The 15,971-nt window shown below is 72.1% G+C and carries 11 protein-coding genes; 8 read left to right on the top strand and 3 right to left on the bottom strand.

The features are described from left to right. Positions 1 to 71 precede the first annotated feature (71 nt). Positions 72 to 4,106: an AAA domain-containing protein gene (locus ABD208_RS10730; RefSeq protein ID WP_344102485.1), complete on the bottom strand. Its 4,035-nt coding sequence runs from the start codon at positions 4,104 to 4,106 to the stop codon at positions 72 to 74. A 213-nt stretch (positions 4,107 to 4,319) separates the two neighbouring features. Here ABD208_RS10730 and ABD208_RS10725 point away from each other — a divergent pair, with 213 nt between their 5' ends. Then, the gene (locus tag ABD208_RS10725; RefSeq protein ID WP_344102483.1) at positions 4,320 to 5,096 is read left to right on the top strand and encodes a hypothetical protein; all 777 of its coding nucleotides are present in this window, start codon (positions 4,320 to 4,322) and stop codon (positions 5,094 to 5,096) included. Between the two features lie 185 nt (positions 5,097 to 5,281). On the opposite strand, the gene ABD208_RS10720 is transcribed toward ABD208_RS10725, so the two are convergent. Further along, a complete protein-coding gene (locus ABD208_RS10720) occupies positions 5,282 to 5,485 on the bottom strand; it encodes a cold-shock protein (protein WP_344102481.1) in 204 nt (67 codons plus the stop codon). Positions 5,486 to 5,889: 404 nt separating this feature from the next. Here ABD208_RS10720 and ABD208_RS10715 point away from each other — a divergent pair, with 404 nt between their 5' ends. The 7 genes from ABD208_RS10715 (at position 5,890) to ABD208_RS10685 (ending at position 14,419) form a co-directional block, all read left to right on the top strand. Next, positions 5,890 to 7,032, top strand: coding sequence for a branched-chain amino acid ABC transporter substrate-binding protein (locus ABD208_RS10715; protein ID WP_344102479.1), 1,143 nt, complete (start codon positions 5,890 to 5,892; stop codon positions 7,030 to 7,032). Between the two features lie 93 nt (positions 7,033 to 7,125). Then, positions 7,126 to 8,094: a branched-chain amino acid ABC transporter permease gene (locus ABD208_RS10710; RefSeq protein WP_344102477.1), complete on the top strand. Its 969-nt coding sequence runs from the start codon at positions 7,126 to 7,128 to the stop codon at positions 8,092 to 8,094. Continuing rightward, positions 8,091 to 9,233, top strand: a complete 1,143-nt coding sequence (locus tag ABD208_RS10705) for a branched-chain amino acid ABC transporter permease (RefSeq protein ID WP_344102475.1) — start codon at positions 8,091 to 8,093, stop codon at positions 9,231 to 9,233. Before ABD208_RS10710 ends, ABD208_RS10705 begins: the two co-directional genes overlap by 4 nt. Continuing rightward, positions 9,226 to 10,125, top strand: a complete 900-nt coding sequence (locus ABD208_RS10700; RefSeq protein WP_344102472.1) for an ABC transporter ATP-binding protein — start codon at positions 9,226 to 9,228, stop codon at positions 10,123 to 10,125. Before ABD208_RS10705 ends, ABD208_RS10700 begins: the two co-directional genes overlap by 8 nt. Then, complete coding sequence (locus tag ABD208_RS10695) at positions 10,112 to 10,825, top strand: ABC transporter ATP-binding protein (RefSeq protein WP_344103226.1); 714 nt, start codon at positions 10,112 to 10,114, stop codon at positions 10,823 to 10,825. The genes ABD208_RS10700 and ABD208_RS10695 overlap by 14 nt, the downstream gene beginning before the upstream one ends. Positions 10,826 to 10,903: 78 nt before the next feature. Continuing rightward, positions 10,904 to 12,061 carry a threonine aldolase family protein gene (locus tag ABD208_RS10690; protein WP_344102469.1) on the top strand — a complete coding sequence of 386 codons (1,158 nt, stop codon included), beginning with the start codon at positions 10,904 to 10,906 and terminating at the stop codon, positions 12,059 to 12,061. A 54-nt stretch (positions 12,062 to 12,115) separates the two neighbouring features. Then, positions 12,116 to 14,419 (top strand): S9 family peptidase, encoded by a 2,304-nt coding sequence (locus ABD208_RS10685; RefSeq protein ID WP_344102467.1) that lies wholly within the window; start codon positions 12,116 to 12,118, stop codon positions 14,417 to 14,419. A 111-nt stretch (positions 14,420 to 14,530) separates the two neighbouring features. On the opposite strand, the gene ABD208_RS10680 is transcribed toward ABD208_RS10685, so the two are convergent. Next, positions 14,531 to 15,784 carry a glycoside hydrolase family 3 N-terminal domain-containing protein gene (locus ABD208_RS10680; RefSeq protein ID WP_344102465.1) on the bottom strand — a complete coding sequence of 418 codons (1,254 nt, stop codon included), beginning with the start codon at positions 15,782 to 15,784 and terminating at the stop codon, positions 14,531 to 14,533. Between the last annotated feature and the right edge of the window lie 187 nt (positions 15,785 to 15,971).

Below are 15,971 nucleotides of genomic sequence, written 5' to 3'. Positions count from 1 at the left end.
GCCCCACCGTATCGTGCCGGGCGGCGGGCCCGGCGCTGCTGCGCCGGGGGACCGCGGCTCCAGGGCCAGGCTCAGGCCGGGGCGGCGGTGAGCCGGAGGAACGCGCCCAGCTCCATCAGGTGCCTGACGCCGCGGGCCTCGAAGTCGCCCGGCAGGTAGTCGGTCAGGCGCGGGGAGCGGATCACCACCGCCCGCCACTGCGCGCGGGACACCGCCACGTTGAGGCGGTCGCGGGCGAGCAGGAACCCCATCCCGCGCGACACGTCCGCGGCCGACGACGCCGCGAGCGTCAGGATCACCATCGGGGCCTCCCGGCCCTGGAAGCGATCCACGGTTCCGACGGCCACGCGATCGAGCCCCGCCTCGGCCAGGGCCCGGCGCACGGTCTGCACCTGGGCGTTGTAGGCGGCCACGACGAGGACGTCGGCCTGGTCCAGCGGCCGGGCGGGCACGGCGGCCGGCTCGCGCGCGGGTCCCGGCCCGGCACCGGGTGCTCCGGCCCGTCTGCCCGCGCCGTCCCGCCACTCGCGTCCGAGCACGCTCCGCACCTGGCGCACCACCTCGTCCGCCTCCTCGGGGGAGGAGACGCGGTTGCCCTCGTGGGGGACCAGTACCTGGGCCACGCCCGGTCGCACGTCGCCGAGCGAGCGGCGCGCCGTGAGGTCATGGGCCTCCAGGCGGCCCGCGTAGGCGAGGTCGGACACCTTGCGGCACAGCGCGGGGTGCATGCGCCAGGACGTACCGAGGAAGTACCCGAGGCGGGCGGGCAGCACCGGCTCCTCGTGCGTCAGCCAGGCGAGCGCGGAGGTGTTCACCGGCTCGGGATGCCTGGCCCGCGACACCTGAGGCAGCTGCCGCGGGTCGCCGAGCAGCAGCAGGCGCTGCGCGGACCGGGCGACGGCGATCGTGTCCGCGAGGGAGAACTGCCCGGCCTCGTCGATCACCAGCAGGTCCAGGAACTCCGCGGGCCATCGCTCGTGCGCGAAGTCCCACGCCGTGCCCCCGACGACGCACCCGCGCGCACCGCCCGCCGCGAACTCGGCCAGGCCCGGGGCGTCGACCTCCTGCCAGGGGGCTCCGCCGGCATGCGGCGCCCGTGCTCGCCCGATCCCGCCGTCCTGCTTCTTCGCGACGGCCCCGGCGGGCACGCCCGCCTTGGTGATCGCGGCCCGCAGCATGTTCTCGACCGCCGCATGGGACTGCGAGACGACGCCGACGCGCCAGCCCTCGGCGACCAGCCGTGCCATGACGTGCGACCCGACGTGCGTCTTTCCCGTGCCGGGCGGCCCCTGCACGGCGACGTACGAACGGTCCAGCGCGCGGACCGCCTCCGTGACCGTCGCGACCATGTCCGGTCCCGGAGGAGGAAGATCGCCGCCCCGGGTCAGCCGGGGCGGGCGCCGTTCCAGGATGTCCGCCGCGGGCCCCGGCGGCAGCGCGCCGGTCTCGGTCCAGGCGCCGAGCCCGGTGGCGGCGGCCGCCTCGATCGCCTTCTCCTGAGGTCCGTGCCCGGGCCCTGCGCCGGGCGTGAGCGCCACCGGCAGCGCCTCGTGCCCGGCGACGTCGCGCCGCAGCCGCTCCCGCAGCAGGACGACGTCCTGGAACGTGGCGGTCTCCCTGGCGTCAAGGATCTCGCCGCCGCCGTGCGCGCCGCGTACCGCCCGCCCGGAGAGCTCGCCGACGGCGGGCGGCACCGGCTGGTCGTACAGCACCTGGACCTTCGCCCCGGCCGCCAGATCCGAGTCGCCCACGCGCGACTGGTCGAGCATCGTCCCGGACAGTTCCAGGTCACGGGACGGCGTCTGCTTCCCCGCCTCGATCTCCCACTCCCGCGTGACGCGCGCGCCCTCGACCTGAAACGTCGATCCGCGGCCCGGCCACTCGTCGACGGGCAGCTCCAGCCGGGCGAAGTGCTCCTGCCAGTACGGCTTCGCCTCGCGCACGTGGTACTCGACGGCGGCCCCGAGCATCGCCAGCGCCTGCTGTGCGGGTGAGCGCTCCGCGACGGTCTCGCCCACCGCCTCCCGGATCCGGCCCGCCAGCCCGGCCCGCCGCGCCCGGTCCGCCTGCCGGGCGGACGGCGCGGGAGCGGCCTGGGTCCGCACGTCCTCGTGCGGGAGCGGGGCCTGGGCCTGGACGTCCTCCTGCGGGACCGGGGCCTGTGCCCGGACGTTCCCCTGCGGGAGCGGGGCCTGTGCCTGGACGTCCGTCTGGGTGAGCGGTATGTCGTCCGGAGCTCCCGCCCGGGTCACGGGCAGGGCCGGAGCCGCCTCGGCGCGCGCCCGGCGCAGCCATTCCAGGAGCCGCAGCGTCGAGACGCAGTCGTACTCGTTGTACCTCAGGATCCGGTCCCGGAGGGCACCGGCGCTCTCCAGCCGCCCCTCCACCACCGCCTGCGCGTACTCCGCGTACTCGATCACCGACGACGCCGCGTCCGTCACCCCCTCGCGCGCCGGGTCGTCCCGCATGTACAGCGGCTCCAGCTTCTTGATCGACAACGACCGGTCGCTCGTGCGCAGCGCGGACCGGACCACCGCGTACAGGTCCACCAGCACGCCGTCGCGCAGCAGGTCGTCGACCTCGTCCTCGTACGTGCCGTGCCGGGCCGCGATCGACAGCAGATGCGTCTTCTCGTAGGCCGCGTAGTGGTAGACGTGCAGGTCCGGATGCGCGGCACGGCGCGCGTTCACATGATCCACGAACCGCACGAGCGCATCGCGTTCGGCGGCCGGATCATCGGCCCACAGCCCCCGGAAGGCCGGACTCCCGCCCGGCGACGACGGCCGCTCGACCCAGCCGAAGAGGTAGTCGATCCCGATCGCAGCCGGCTCGCCGGACCCACCAGGCCCCGGCTCCTCCCACAGCGGATCCCCCTCGAAGTCGAAGAAGATGTCGCCGGGCGACGGCGGCGGCAGCCGGTCGATCGGCCCGGGATCCACGATCTTCCATCGCAGGCGCGCGTCAGCGCCCGCCCCCGGCCCGAGGTGCGACGCGGCCGCGGCCCGTCCACCGGGCGGCACCGGGCCGTCGGCGGTCCCATCGGCTTCCAGGGGCACCGAGCCGTGCCCCTCGTCCAGGCCGAGCTGCAGCCGTGCCTGCTCGCGGAGGCCCTCGAAGCGCGTCTCCGACATGCCTTCCGGCGGTTCCTGCGCGGACGCCAGCGCGTCGATCGTGGTCACGCCCGCCTCGGCCAGCCGCACGCGCTGCCGCTCGTACACGCCCTTGACCAGCAGCACGTCGCGGTGCGTGGCCGCGGCCTCCGCGCAGTCGGCGCAGACCCCGAGCCGCCCGCACGCCAGCCAGCGGTCGTCGCCCCAGGCCACCGGGGCGTCGTCGGACACGTGCTCCTCCAGGACCCGCAGCAGGCGCTCGCGGCGCTGCCGGAAGACCGGCAGCACGTCGCCCAGCTCGTGGTGGCTCTCGCCGCGGTCGCCGAGGATCAGGTGCAGGTAGTCGGTCGGGTCGATCCGTGCCGCCAGGAGCTGGTCCGCGTAGGCGGCGAGCTGGAGCAGCGCCCGCACCTTGGCCCGCCGCGCGAGCTTCGTGTCGTACACCGCGTACCGCGGCATCGCGGGCCCACCCTCCGACGCCAGCGCGTTGCCCGATGCCTGCCCGCTGCTCGACGACGGCGTGTCGCCCGAGGTCGGCCCGCTTGCCGGCGTCCGCGAGCCGCCGGCGGGCTCACGGACGAGGAAGTCGGCGCGGCCGTGGAACCTGCCGTCGAAGAACGACGCCTGGTAGACGACGTCCGCCCCGTGCTCCATCGCCGCGAGGGTGCGTTCGTGGGCGGCCATCAGCTCGTCGTGGGACATGTGCCGGGCCACGGGCACGCTGACGACCCCGCCCGGCGGGACGTCGTCGTCCGCCTCGCGGAACCTCGAGACGCCGAACCGTGACTGGTAGCTGGTGAGCACCCGGCGCTCGTGCGCGTCGCCGAGGGCCGCGGTGCGGGCCAGCATCTCGTCCTCCTCGCGGACCCGCCGCGGGATCCTGCCGAGCAGTTCGTCGAGCCGCCGCAGCAGGCGGAACTCGCACTCCCCGGCCAGCACGAGATCGCCGGCCGAGTACACGAGCGTCTCCGCGCGCCCTGGCTCGAGAAGGAACATGCCTCAGGTCTACCAGCGGACTCTGACATCGACGGGGACGGCACGACGACGTCGTGTTCGCCGGGAGCCGAGCACCAGGAGCCCGGGGCGACGAGCACCCGGACACGTCCCGCGACGTCAGCCGCCGGATCCGGGCATATGACACGGCCGGTCGCGGAACCCGCCGCCGGGTCGGTACGTTGAACGGAGGAACGCTCCGACGAAAGGCATGAGATGGGTTTCCTCGACCGACTCCTCGGCCGCGAGCCGAAGGACCCTTACCAGCAGTACGGGCCGTACGGCGGGCAGGGCGGTCAGGCGCCGGCCGCTGGTCCCCAGTACGGGGCGCAGCCCTCCGGCTACCAGAACGAGCAGTACCAGCAGCCCGCGGGCAGCCGTGATCCGGACCAGGTCGCGATCGACCGCTACAAGTACATGCTGCGCACGGCCCCGCCCGAGGCCGTGGAGCAGGCGCACGAGGAGGCGTTCGCCAAGCTGACGCCCGAGCAGCGCCGCAAGGTGCTCCAGGACCTGAACGCGCAGGTTCCCCCGCACGAGCAGGCGATGTCGGACGACCCGCGCACGCTCGCCCGCACCGCGACCCGCGCCGAGATGCGCGAGCCGGGCACGTTGCAGCGCAGCTTCGGCGGGGGAGGCGGCCCGGGCTTCGGTACGATGCTCGGCGCGAGCCTGCTCGGCACGATCGGCGGCATGGTCATCGGATCCGCCGTCGCGAACGCGATGTTCGGGCCCGAGTTCGGCGACCCGACCCAGGAGCACGCGGCCGACGCCGAGGCGGGGGCCGAGGGTTCCGAGGGCGACGCGGGCTCCGGCGAGGAAGCGGGCGCGGGCGAGGGCGGCGACGCCGGTGACGCAGGCGCGGTCGAGGCCTCCGGCGGCGACGCCGGCGCGGCCGACGCGGGCGGTGGCTTCTTCGACGGCGGCGGTGATTTCGGTGGGGGCGATTTCGGCGGCGGGGACTTCGGGGGCGGGGACTTCGGCGGCTTCTGATCGCTTCGCGAGGTTCTGATCGCCGGGACGACGTCGCTCACCGAGCGGCGTCGTCCCGTGTTCGCCTCCGGATACCCACACATCCGGGCGACGAAACCCACACACCGGAACGACGAAAGGGCCCGCCTCCCCGAACGGGGAGACGGGCCCTTCGTGCTCGCCCGGGCTCAGCCCGGGCGGTGAGATCACGCGATGCGGATGTTCTCCGCCTGCAGACCCTTCGGGCCCTGCTTCACGTCGAACTCCACGCGCTGGTTCTCCTCCAGCGTGCGGTAGCCGTTGGTCTGGATCGCGCTGTAGTGCGCGAACACGTCGCTGCCGCCCTCTTCGGGGGCGATGAAGCCGAAGCCCTTCTCAGCGTTGAACCACTTGACGGTTCCAAATGCCATGCCTTGCTCCTTGCAAGAGTGACGACCCCGGCCTTCGGGATCGCGGTGAATCACGGTGGTCGTCATCTCTCGGAAGAACGATCGCACTGCAACACCTGCCAGCCTACACACCTGAGCCCGCCGCGTCCCGTGATATGCGCAACGCTGCGCGGCGGCGGGCGATCGATGCGGTTGCCCGCGTCATGTAACAGGGCCGCAATACGCACGCAATCCCCCGAGGGCCTCGAGTAACGATTCCACAAGGATCCGCTGGGTCACCCCGGCCCCAGGTTCAATCGTGCTACACCGGTGGTGTAGTTTTCGTGCCCTGAACGGGATGGTCCGGCTCGTCACACAGGGTCGGCGCCCCAGCGGTCCGTCCACCGCCCAGCAGGCGATGGACACGACAGGAAGTAGGAACAGCCTTGAGGCGGAACACACTGTTTGCAGGCGGCGCCCTGGCGCTTGCCGTCGCACTGACCGCATCCGCGTGCGGCACCGTGGACACGGGTGGCGGAGGCGGCGCCGACGGCGAGTGCTCGCTCAACATCGGTGTCATGGGCGCGCTCTCCGGGGCCAACGCCAGCATCGTGCTTCCCTCGGTGAACGCGGCGAAGATGGCGCTGGCCGAGTACGAGGCCGAGGACCCGGAATGTGCGGTCAAGCTCGTCGAGTTCGACACCGAGGGTGACCCGGCGAAGGCTCCTGGCGTCGCCACCAAGATGGTGCAGGACGAGTCCTACATCGGTGTCATCGGCGGCGCGTTCTCCGGCGAGACCAAGGCGACCCAGCCGATCTTCGCCGACGGCAGCCTGACGATGATCTCCCAGTCGGCCACCGCCACCGAGCTGACGGTCGACGAGCCCTCCGAGACGTTCCACCGCGTGGTGGGCCACGACCTGGTGCAGGGCACGGCGATTGCGAACTACGTGGCCGAGGTGCTCGAGGCCGAGAAGGTCTTCGTCGTCGACGACCAGACCGCCTACGGCGCGCCGCTCGGCGAGAAGATCCGTGAGGTCCTGGGCGACAAGGTCACGGAGTCCGACAAGACGCAGGAGAAGCAGACCGACTTCGCCGCGACCATCGGCAAGATCGAGAGCGCCAAGCCGGACGCCATCGTGTACGCGGGCTACGCCGCCGAGGCCGGCCCGTTCCTCAAGCAGATCCGCGACGCGGGCCTCGAGACGCCGTTCATCGGCGGGGACGGCCTGTACGGCGTCGACTTCCCGAAGGCCGCGGGCGACGCGTCCGAGGGTGCCATCGTCACCTGCCCGTGCGTCCCCTCCGAGGGCACCTTCGCCGAGGACTACGAGGAGATGTTCGGCGAGGCCGCCGGCGCGTACGCCGGTGAGGGCTACGACGCCATGAGCATCTTCCTCGAGGGCATCAAGGCCGGGCACACCACCCGCGAGGACATGGAGACCTACGTCGACGGCTACACCGGCGAGGGCCTCACGAAGAACTACTCCTTCGACGAGAACGGTGACGTCGCGGCCGAGAACGTCATCGTCTGGTCCTACAAGGTCGAGGACGGCGCGCTGGTCCCCGACCAGGAGATCGAGCAGTAACGACTGCTCCGCACCGGCGCCTGGCGGGGCGGTGAGGACTCCTCACCGCCCCGCCCTGCGTCGCCCAGGACCACATCGGAGAAGACAAAACAGATGGACTTCAGCAACCTCATCGAAGGCCTCGGCGGCTACACGATCGACGGCCTCACGAAGGGCTCGATCTACGCCCTCGTCGCACTGGGCTACACCCTGGTGTACGGCGTGCTCCGCCTCATCAACTTCGCGCACGGCGAGGTGTTCATGGTCGGCGCCTGGACGGTGCTCGGCGTGTACACCGCCCTCGGCGCCGACAGCGGTGTCGGCGTTCCGCTCGCGATCGGCATCACCCTGCTGGCAGGTCTCGTTGCCGCCACGGCCACGGCCGGAACCGCGCTCGTCATCGAGCGCGTCGCCTACAAGCCGCTGCGGGACAAGAACGCCCCGCGCCTCATCGTCCTCATCACCGCGATCGGCTGCTCCATGGTGCTCATGGAACTGTTCGGCCACGCCTTCAAGGTGTGGTTCCCCGGCGCCCAGTTCGGGCGTGCGGCGGTGAACATCCCCACCATCATCCCCACCCAGGAGGCGTTCTCGATCGGGGGGGTCGGGGTCAGCAACATCGACCTCATCGTCATCGTGGCGGGCGTCGCGATGATGATCGTTCTCGACCAGTTCGTGAACAAGTCCCGCTTGGGCCGTGGCGTGCGCGCCGTCGCGCAGGACCCGGACACGGCGTCCCTCATGGGCGTGAACAAGGACAGGATCATCGTGCTGGTCTTCGTGATCGGGGGGGTCGCGGCGGGTCTCGCGGCGCTTCTGCACACGCTCAAGTACGACTTCGCCAAGTTCGACATGGGCTTCCTGATCGGCATGAAGGCCTTCACGGCCGCCGTGCTCGGCGGGATCGGCAACCTGCGCGGCGCGCTGGTGGGCGGCCTGCTGCTCGGCATCTGCGAGGTGTACTCCTCGGCCGTGATCTCCTCGAACTGGGAGGACGTGACAGCGTTCGTCATCCTCGTCGTCGTCCTCATGTTCCGTCCCACCGGCATCCTCGGTGAGTCCCTCGGGAAGGCCCGCGCATGACCGACAACACGAAAACCCTCGAAACAGTGCGGGAGTGGACCCTCGGCCTCCCCGGCAAGATCTCCGCCGGCCCGCGCTGGGTGCGAGTGCTGCTGCTCGTCGTCGGCCTCGCGTTCTGCGTCTACCTGCCGTTCCTGGACGTGCTGCCGTTCGCGTACATCCGCACCGACCTCGGTGAGGGCGGGTCGGACTGGGCGAGCACGCTCTTCACGATCACGCTCTACATGATCATCGCCGCCGGCCTGAACGTGGTGATCGGCTGGGCCGGCCTGCTGGACCTCGGCTACGTCGGCTTCTACGCGGTGGGCGCCTACTCGCTCGCGCTGTTCGGCTCGCCCAACTCGCCGGTCACGCAGGCCATCGCCGCGCAGTTCGGCCTGCCGACCGGCTGGGCCATGGCGTTCGCCGCCTGCGTCCCGCTGGCGCTCTGCCTGGCGCTGATCTCCGGCGTCGCCCTCGGTACCCCGACCCTCCGGCTGCGCGGCGACTACCTCGCCATCGTGACGATGGGCTTCGGCGAGATCATCCGCATCGTCATGCGCAACTCCAGCTGGACCAACGGCGCGAGCGGCATCACGAAGGTCCCGGAGCCCCCGGCCCCGGACAAGGACTTCTTCAGCACGATGCTGCCGGAGCGCTGGTACTGGCTCGCACTGGCGGTGCTCGTGCTCGTCATCTGGCTGCTGCGCCGGCTGGAGAACAGCCGGGTCGGCCGGTCCTGGCTCGCCATCCGTGAGGACGAGGACGCCGCCGCCGTCATGGGCGTGAACGGGTTCAAGTTCAAACTGTGGGCCTTCGCCATCGGTGCCGCTCTCGGCGCGATCGCGGGCCTGCTGTTCGCGACCAAACAGGCGAGCGTCGAGCCGAACCTGTTCCAGCTCAACCTGTCGTTCCTGTTCGTCGCGATGGTCGTCATCGGCGGCTCCGGCAACATCTGGGGCGCGCTGTTCGGCGCGTTCCTCATCACGTACCTGCCGGAGCGCTTCCGCGAGTTCGAGGCATGGCGTCCGCTGGCCTTCGGCCTCGCGCTGGTGGTGATCATGGTGCTGCGCCCGCAGGGCCTGTTCCCGAACCGCCGCCGGGCACGTGAGCTCGAGGACCGCAAGCACGAGGCGGAGGAGGCTGCAGCAGATGCCTGAGCAGACCACGCAGACGGCCACCGAGGTGGCCCCCCAGGCAGCCGGTGACGTGCTGCTGTCCATGGATCACGTGACGCTCCGCTTCGGCGGCGTCGTCGCGCTGAACGACGTCGACTTCCAGATCCGCAGGGGCGAGATCCTTGGCCTGATCGGCCCGAACGGCGCCGGCAAGACGACCGCGTTCAACGCGATGACGGGCGTCTACCGGCCGACGTCGGGCACGATCACGTTCGACGGCGGTACGATCTCCGGCCGCAAGCCGCACCAGATCACGGCCCTCGGGATCGCGCGGACGTTCCAGAACATCCGCCTGTTCCCCGAGATGTCGGCGCTGGAGAACGTGCTCGTCGGGTGCGACGCGCGGAACAAGACCTCCGCGCTCGGCGCGATGTTCCGGCTCTACCGGGTCTGGGGCGTCCCGGAGGAGGATCTCCCGGCCGGCCCGGTGGCGCGTGCCCTGGCCAAGGTGTTCGGGGTCAGCCGGCACGAATTGGAGGAACGGCGCAGCCGCCGTAAGGCGTACGAGCTGCTGCGGTTCGTCGGGGTCGCGGACCGGAGCGACGAGCTCGCCCGCAACCTCCCCTACGGCTACCAGCGCCGGCTGGAGATCGCCCGCGCGATGGCGACCGACCCCAAGCTGCTGTGCCTGGACGAGCCGGCGGCGGGCTTCAACCCGGCGGAGAAGGAGGAGCTCATGCAGCTCATCCGCCGCATCCGGGACCGTGGCCTGACCGTCCTGCTCATCGAGCACGACATGAAGCTGGTCATGGGGGTCACCGACCGCATCGTGGTCCTCGAGTTCGGCTCGAAGATCGCGGACGGCGTCCCGGCCGAGGTCGCCCGCGACCCGAAGGTCATCGCCGCCTACCTGGGAGAGCCTGATGCTGCTTGAGGTCAAGGACATCGTCCTCAACTACGGGAAGATCCAGGCGTTGCACGGCCTGACCATCGAGGTCGAACAGGGCGAGATCGTGGCGCTGATCGGCGCGAACGGTGCCGGCAAGACGTCGACGATGCGGGCCGTCTCCGGCGTCCGCGGCGTCGCGTCCGGTTCCATCATGTTCGACGGCCACGACGTCACCAGCCTGCGGGCCGATCAGCGCATGCGCCAGGGCCTGGTGCTCGCGCCCGAGGGCCGCGGCATCTTCCCGGGGATGACCGTCGTGGAGAACCTGGAGATGGGTGCCTACACGCGGCGTGACCGGGCCGAGGTCGCCAAGGACTTCGACCGCGTCTACGACCTGTTCCCTCGTCTCGGGGAGCGCAAGAAGCAGTTCGGCGGCACGATGTCCGGCGGCGAGCAGCAGATGCTCGCCATCGGCCGCGCGCTGATGTCGCGCCCGAAGCTCCTGCTCCTGGACGAGCCGTCGATGGGCCTGGCCCCGATGCTCATCCAGCAGATCTTCTCGATCATCAAGGAGATCGCCGAGCAGGGCACGACCATCCTGGTCGTGGAGCAGAACGCCAAGCAGGCGCTCACGCTCGCCAACCGCGCGTACGTCCTCGAGACGGGCAACATCGTCAAGACAGGCACCGGCGCGGAACTCCTCGACGACACGTCGATCCGCGAGGCCTACCTGGGCGTCGCCTGATCCGGCCCGCCTGATCCGCGCGGCAGGGGCTTCGTACGCGAGGCCCCTGCCGCGCGGTCCGGCGCGGATAATGGGCGCGTGCTCGACTTCGCCTCGGACAACCACGCGCCCGTCCACCCGGAAGTGATGGACGCCGTCGTCGCCGCCAACGACGGTTCCGTTCCCGCCTACGGCGGTGACCCCGTCACCGCGCGGCTCGAGGCGCGGGTCCGCGACGTCCTCGGCCCCGGCGCCACGGTCTTCCCCGTGCTCAACGGGACCGGCGCCAACGTGATCTCCCTGATGGCAGCCGCGCCGCGCTGGGGCGGCGTCGTCCTCAGCGACGTCGCGCACGCCAACACCGACGAGAACGGCGCGCCCGAGCGCGTCGGCGGCCTCAAGCTCCTGACCCGCTCGTCCACGGACGGCCGCATCACCGTGGACGACGTCGCCGCGTGGGCCGGCGACCGCGGCAACCCCCACCGAGCGCAGCCCGCCGTCCTCTCCCTGACGCAGTCCACCGAGCTCGGCACCGTCTACGCGCCCGAGGACCTCAAGGCGCTCGTGGCCGCCGCCCACGAGCTCGGCATGCTCGTCCACCTCGACGGCTCGCGCCTCGCCAACGCGGCCGCGTTCCTCGGGACGGGCCTGCGCGAGCTCACCACCGACGCCGGCGTCGACCTGCTGTCGTTCGGCGCCGCCAAGAACGGCGGCATGATCGGCGAGGCGGTCGTCGTCCTCGACGCCGTCAGGCCCGACGGCGACGCCGCAGCCGACGCCACCGCGGGCACCGCCACCCTCGCTCCCGCCCACCCGCTCGCCACCGGCGGCCCGGCCGGCGGCCTCGCGGCGGCCGTCCCGTACCTCCGCAAGCAGACGATGCAGCTCGCCTCGAAGACGCGCTTCGTCTCCGCCCAGCTCCTGGCGCTCCTGGGCGAGCCCGGCAGCGGCGCCGACCCCCTCTGGCTGCGCAACGCCCGCCACTCCAACGCGATGGCCGCCCGCCTGCGCGCGGGTGTCGAGGCGCTGCCCGGCGGCGTCGTCCGCGTCGTCCACCCCACCGAGGCGAACGTCGTCTTCGCGAGCCTTCCCCGCCAGGCGGCCGCCGTCGTGCGTGAACAGGCACGCTTCCACGACTGGTCCGCCGGCGAGACGCCGGACCGCGTCGTCGCGCGCTGGATGTGCTCGTGGCACACCTCCGAGGCGGACGTCGACGCGTTCGTCGCGGCCGTCGCCCGCGCCGCAGAAACGGGTTGACCACGTTTCACCGGTTTTCGGGCTGTGGCCTGCACAGGGCCGTAGGCTGACCGGGTGGACCAGACCGACACGCCGCCGGCCGCGGCACGCCGCCCCGTCGCACGTACCCACCACGGCGACGTGTTCACCGACGAGTACGAGTGGCTGCGCGCCAAGGACGACCCGGAGGTCGTCGCGCACCTGACCGCGGAGAACGCGTACACGGCGGCCCGTCTCGAGCACCTGCGCCCCCTGCGCCAGTCGATCTTCGACGAGATCAAGGCGCGCACCCAGGAGACGGACCTGTCGCTGCCGTCGCGCGACGGCGGCTGGTGGTACTACTCCCGCACCGAGGAGGGCAAGGAGTACCCGATCCACGCGCGCTACGAGGTCACGGACCCGGCCGACTGGACGCCGCGCGTCCTCGAGCCCGGCGTGCCCGTGCCCGGCGAGCAGGTGCTGCTCGACCAGAACGCCGAGGCGGCCGGCCACGAGTTCTTCTCGCTCGGCACGTTCGACGTGTCCGAGGACGGCCGCCTCCTGCTGTACGCCACGGACACCGAGGGCGACGAGCGCTACACGCTGCGCGTTCGCGACCTGACGACCGGTGCGGACCTGGACGACGTCGTCGAGGCCACCGCCTCCGGCGCGTTCTTCGCCCCCGACGGCGTGCACGTCTTCTACCAGACCCTCGACGAGGCCTGGCGCCCGCACCGCCTGTGGCGGCATCGCATCGGCACGCCGAACGGCGACGACGTGCTCGTCCTCGAGGAGCCCGACGAGCGGTACTGGATGGGCGCGGGCGTCAGCCGCTCCCGGAAGTACCTGATCATCGAGCTGGGCTCGAAGGTCACCAGCGAGTGCTGGATCCTCGAGGCCGACGACCCGGCCGGCGAGTTCCGCTGCGTGCGCCCGCGCGTCGACGGCGTGGAGTACTCGGTGGAGCACGCGGTGCTGCCCCAGAGCACGCCGGTGGCGAGCGTCGTCGCGACGGACGACGGCGTGTCGGCGGGTCCCGCCGGTGCGCCCGGCCGCGACGTCCTGCTGATCCTGCACAACGAGAACGCCGAGAACTTCGAGCTGACGGTCGCCGACGTGCCGGCGCCGGGCGAGGGCCTGGCGGGCTGGGGCGACGTCGTCGTGCCACATGACCAGGACGTGCGCCTCGAGGGCATCTCGGCGTCCGCACGCTACCTCGTCCTGTACTACCGCCGCGGGGCGATCAGCCGCAGCGGCATCCTGCGCCTGGACGACGGCGGGGCCGGCTCGCCCGCGATCCGCCCCCAGCTCGTGGAGTCGGGTGCGCCCGCGACGGCGTCGTCCGGAGTGGCCGTGACCGCCGTGGGCAGCCGCTGGCAGTTCGAGGAGATGACGTTCGGCCAGCCGCTGGAGTCGGTCGGCGCGGGCGTCGGCGTGTGGGAGCAGCCGAACCTGCTGGTCGGCTACACGACGTTCACGACGCCGTCGGGCGTCTACGACTACGACGTCGCCACGGGCGAGCGCACGCTGCTGAAGCAGACCCCGGTCCTCGGCGGCTACGACGCCGCGGAGTACGCGCAGCGCCGCGAGTGGGCCGTCGCGGAGGACGGCACGCGCATCCCGATCTCGCTCGTCTGGCGCAGGGACACCACGGCCCTGTCCGGCGCCGACGGGGCGCCGTCGGCCCCCGCGCCCGTGCTGCTCTACGGCTACGGCGCCTACGAGATGTCGCTCGACCCGTACTTCTCGATCCCACGGCTCTCGCTGCTCGACCGCGGCGTCGTCTTCGCGATCGCGCACGTGCGCGGCGGCGGCGAGATGGGCCGGCACTGGTACGACGACGGCAAGCTGGGCACCAAGCGGAACACGTTCACCGACTTCGTGGCGTGCGCGCGGTACCTGGCGGCGTCGGGCTGGACGACGCCGGACCGCATCGTGGCCGACGGCGGATCGGCGGGCGGCCTGCTCGTGGGCGCCGCGCTGAACCTCGCGCCGGACGCGTTCGGGGGCGTCCTCGCGGGCGTGCCGTTCGTGGACGCCCTGACCTCGATGCTCGACCCGTCGCTGCCGCTGACGGTGACCGAGTGGGACGAGTGGGGCGACCCGCTGCACGACCCCGAGGTGTACGCGTACATGAAGTCGTACACGCCGTACGAGAACATCCCGGACGACGCCGCGCACTACCCGCAGATCCTGGCCACGACGTCGTTCAACGACACGCGCGTGATGTACGTCGAGCCGGCCAAGTGGGTCGCGCGCCTCCGCGCGGCCGGCGCCCCGGCGCTCCTCAAGATCGAGATGCAGGCCGGCCACGGCGGCGTCTCGGGCCGCTACGCCACCTGGGAGCAGATCGCGTTCGAGCACGCCTGGATCCTGCAGACCCTGGGCCTGGCCGGCTGACGTGCCCGGCGTGGTCGCGGACCGAGGTTTGCCGCGCGACCACGAGGTTTCCGTGATCGGCACTCGGCCGATACCCGACAACCTCGTGGTCGCACCGCGAACGTTCGAGGGTTAGCCCAGGGCGGACTTGGCGCGGAGGACGCGGGCGGCCGCCTCGTCGATGCGGTCGGCGAACCGCGGGTCGGACTTCGCCCGGGTGACCAGGGCCTCCGCCATGGGGCCCGCCGTCGTCGGGTCCGCCGACGCCAGGACCAGGTCCACGCCCGCCTCGACCGCGCGGACGGCGCGCTCGCCCGCGGGCCAGGGCTGGACGGCGGCGGCCGCGGAGACGTCGTCGGTCATGACGACGCCGTCGAATCCCAGGTCCTTGCGCAGCAGCCGCACCATGGCGGGGCTGAACAGGGCGGGGTTCCTCGCGTCGATCAGCTCGTAGTACGCCGACGACATCATGACGAACTCCGCGCCGGCCTCGACGTTCCCCCGGAACGCCCGCACCGACTTCGCGTCGCGCCCGGTCACGGTGTCGACGACCTTCGCCGCGGTGTCGGTGTTCCCGAGCGTCAGCCCCAGCCCGGGGAAGTGCTTCGGCGTCGTCGCCACACCGGAGGCGCGCATCCCGGCACCGAACGCGACCGAACCCTCGGTCACCGACCTCAGCGTGAAACCGTAGTTCCGCTGGATCGCCCCGATCGGCTCGTTCGACGCCGCGGTCTCGCGCGACACCACGTCCGCGACGGGCGCCAGGTTGAGGTTGACGCCGACGTCGGCCAGCTCCTGCCCCCACCGGCGCGCCTCTCGTCGCAGTTCCCCCGGCGACAGCTCCGCCTGCTCCACGGCGCTCGGGATCTCGCTGAACCCCGGTCCGCGCAGCACCTGGACGAGGCCGCCCTCCTGGTCGGTCGCGACGAGCATGAGCGGATCGCGCGGGTTCGCCGCGGCGCCCACGGCCGTCACCTCGTCCACGAGCTCCCGCATCGGAGCCTGGCCCGCCTCCGTGCGCCCGTGCAGGAACACGTTCGCCACGTGATGGTCCCGGATCACCGCGGCCGGCGTCTCCAGCTCACCCGTGACCGGCACGCCGACCATGATGATCTGCCCGACCTTCTCCTCGAGCGTCATCTTCTCCAGCAGCTCGTCGATGTCCGACGGCGCGGGGCGGGGCGAGGGGGTCACGGTGCCCTCCGAGGTGGTGGGGCCGGGCGACGGGTCCGGCGTGGCGGGCGCCGGCGGTGCGGGGGAGGCGGACGGCGTCGTCGTCCCCGAGGCCTCCGACGGCGCGGACGGCCGCGCCCCCTCGCCCGGCCCGCCGCACCCCGCGACGGACAGCAGCACCAGCACACTCAGCACCCGTACGACGCGAACCATTCGGGCAGTATTCCCTACCGGGCAGGGATCCGCGCCCGGCCGGGCGAACGAACCGCCGGATCCCGCGGGCCGCGGCCGGTCTCCCGTGATCGCCGATCTGCCACGGGCAGCGCGATCCGCAGGACCGCCGACGCGCCGAAGGAGCGGGCCCCGACCAGGACCCGCTCCCTCGGTACCGCTCTGACTG

It is taken from the genome of Myceligenerans crystallogenes (assembly GCF_039529775.1).
Lineage (GTDB): Bacteria > Actinomycetota > Actinomycetes > Actinomycetales > Cellulomonadaceae > Myceligenerans > Myceligenerans crystallogenes.
This window is presented reverse-complemented; position numbering and strand designations above follow the sequence as displayed.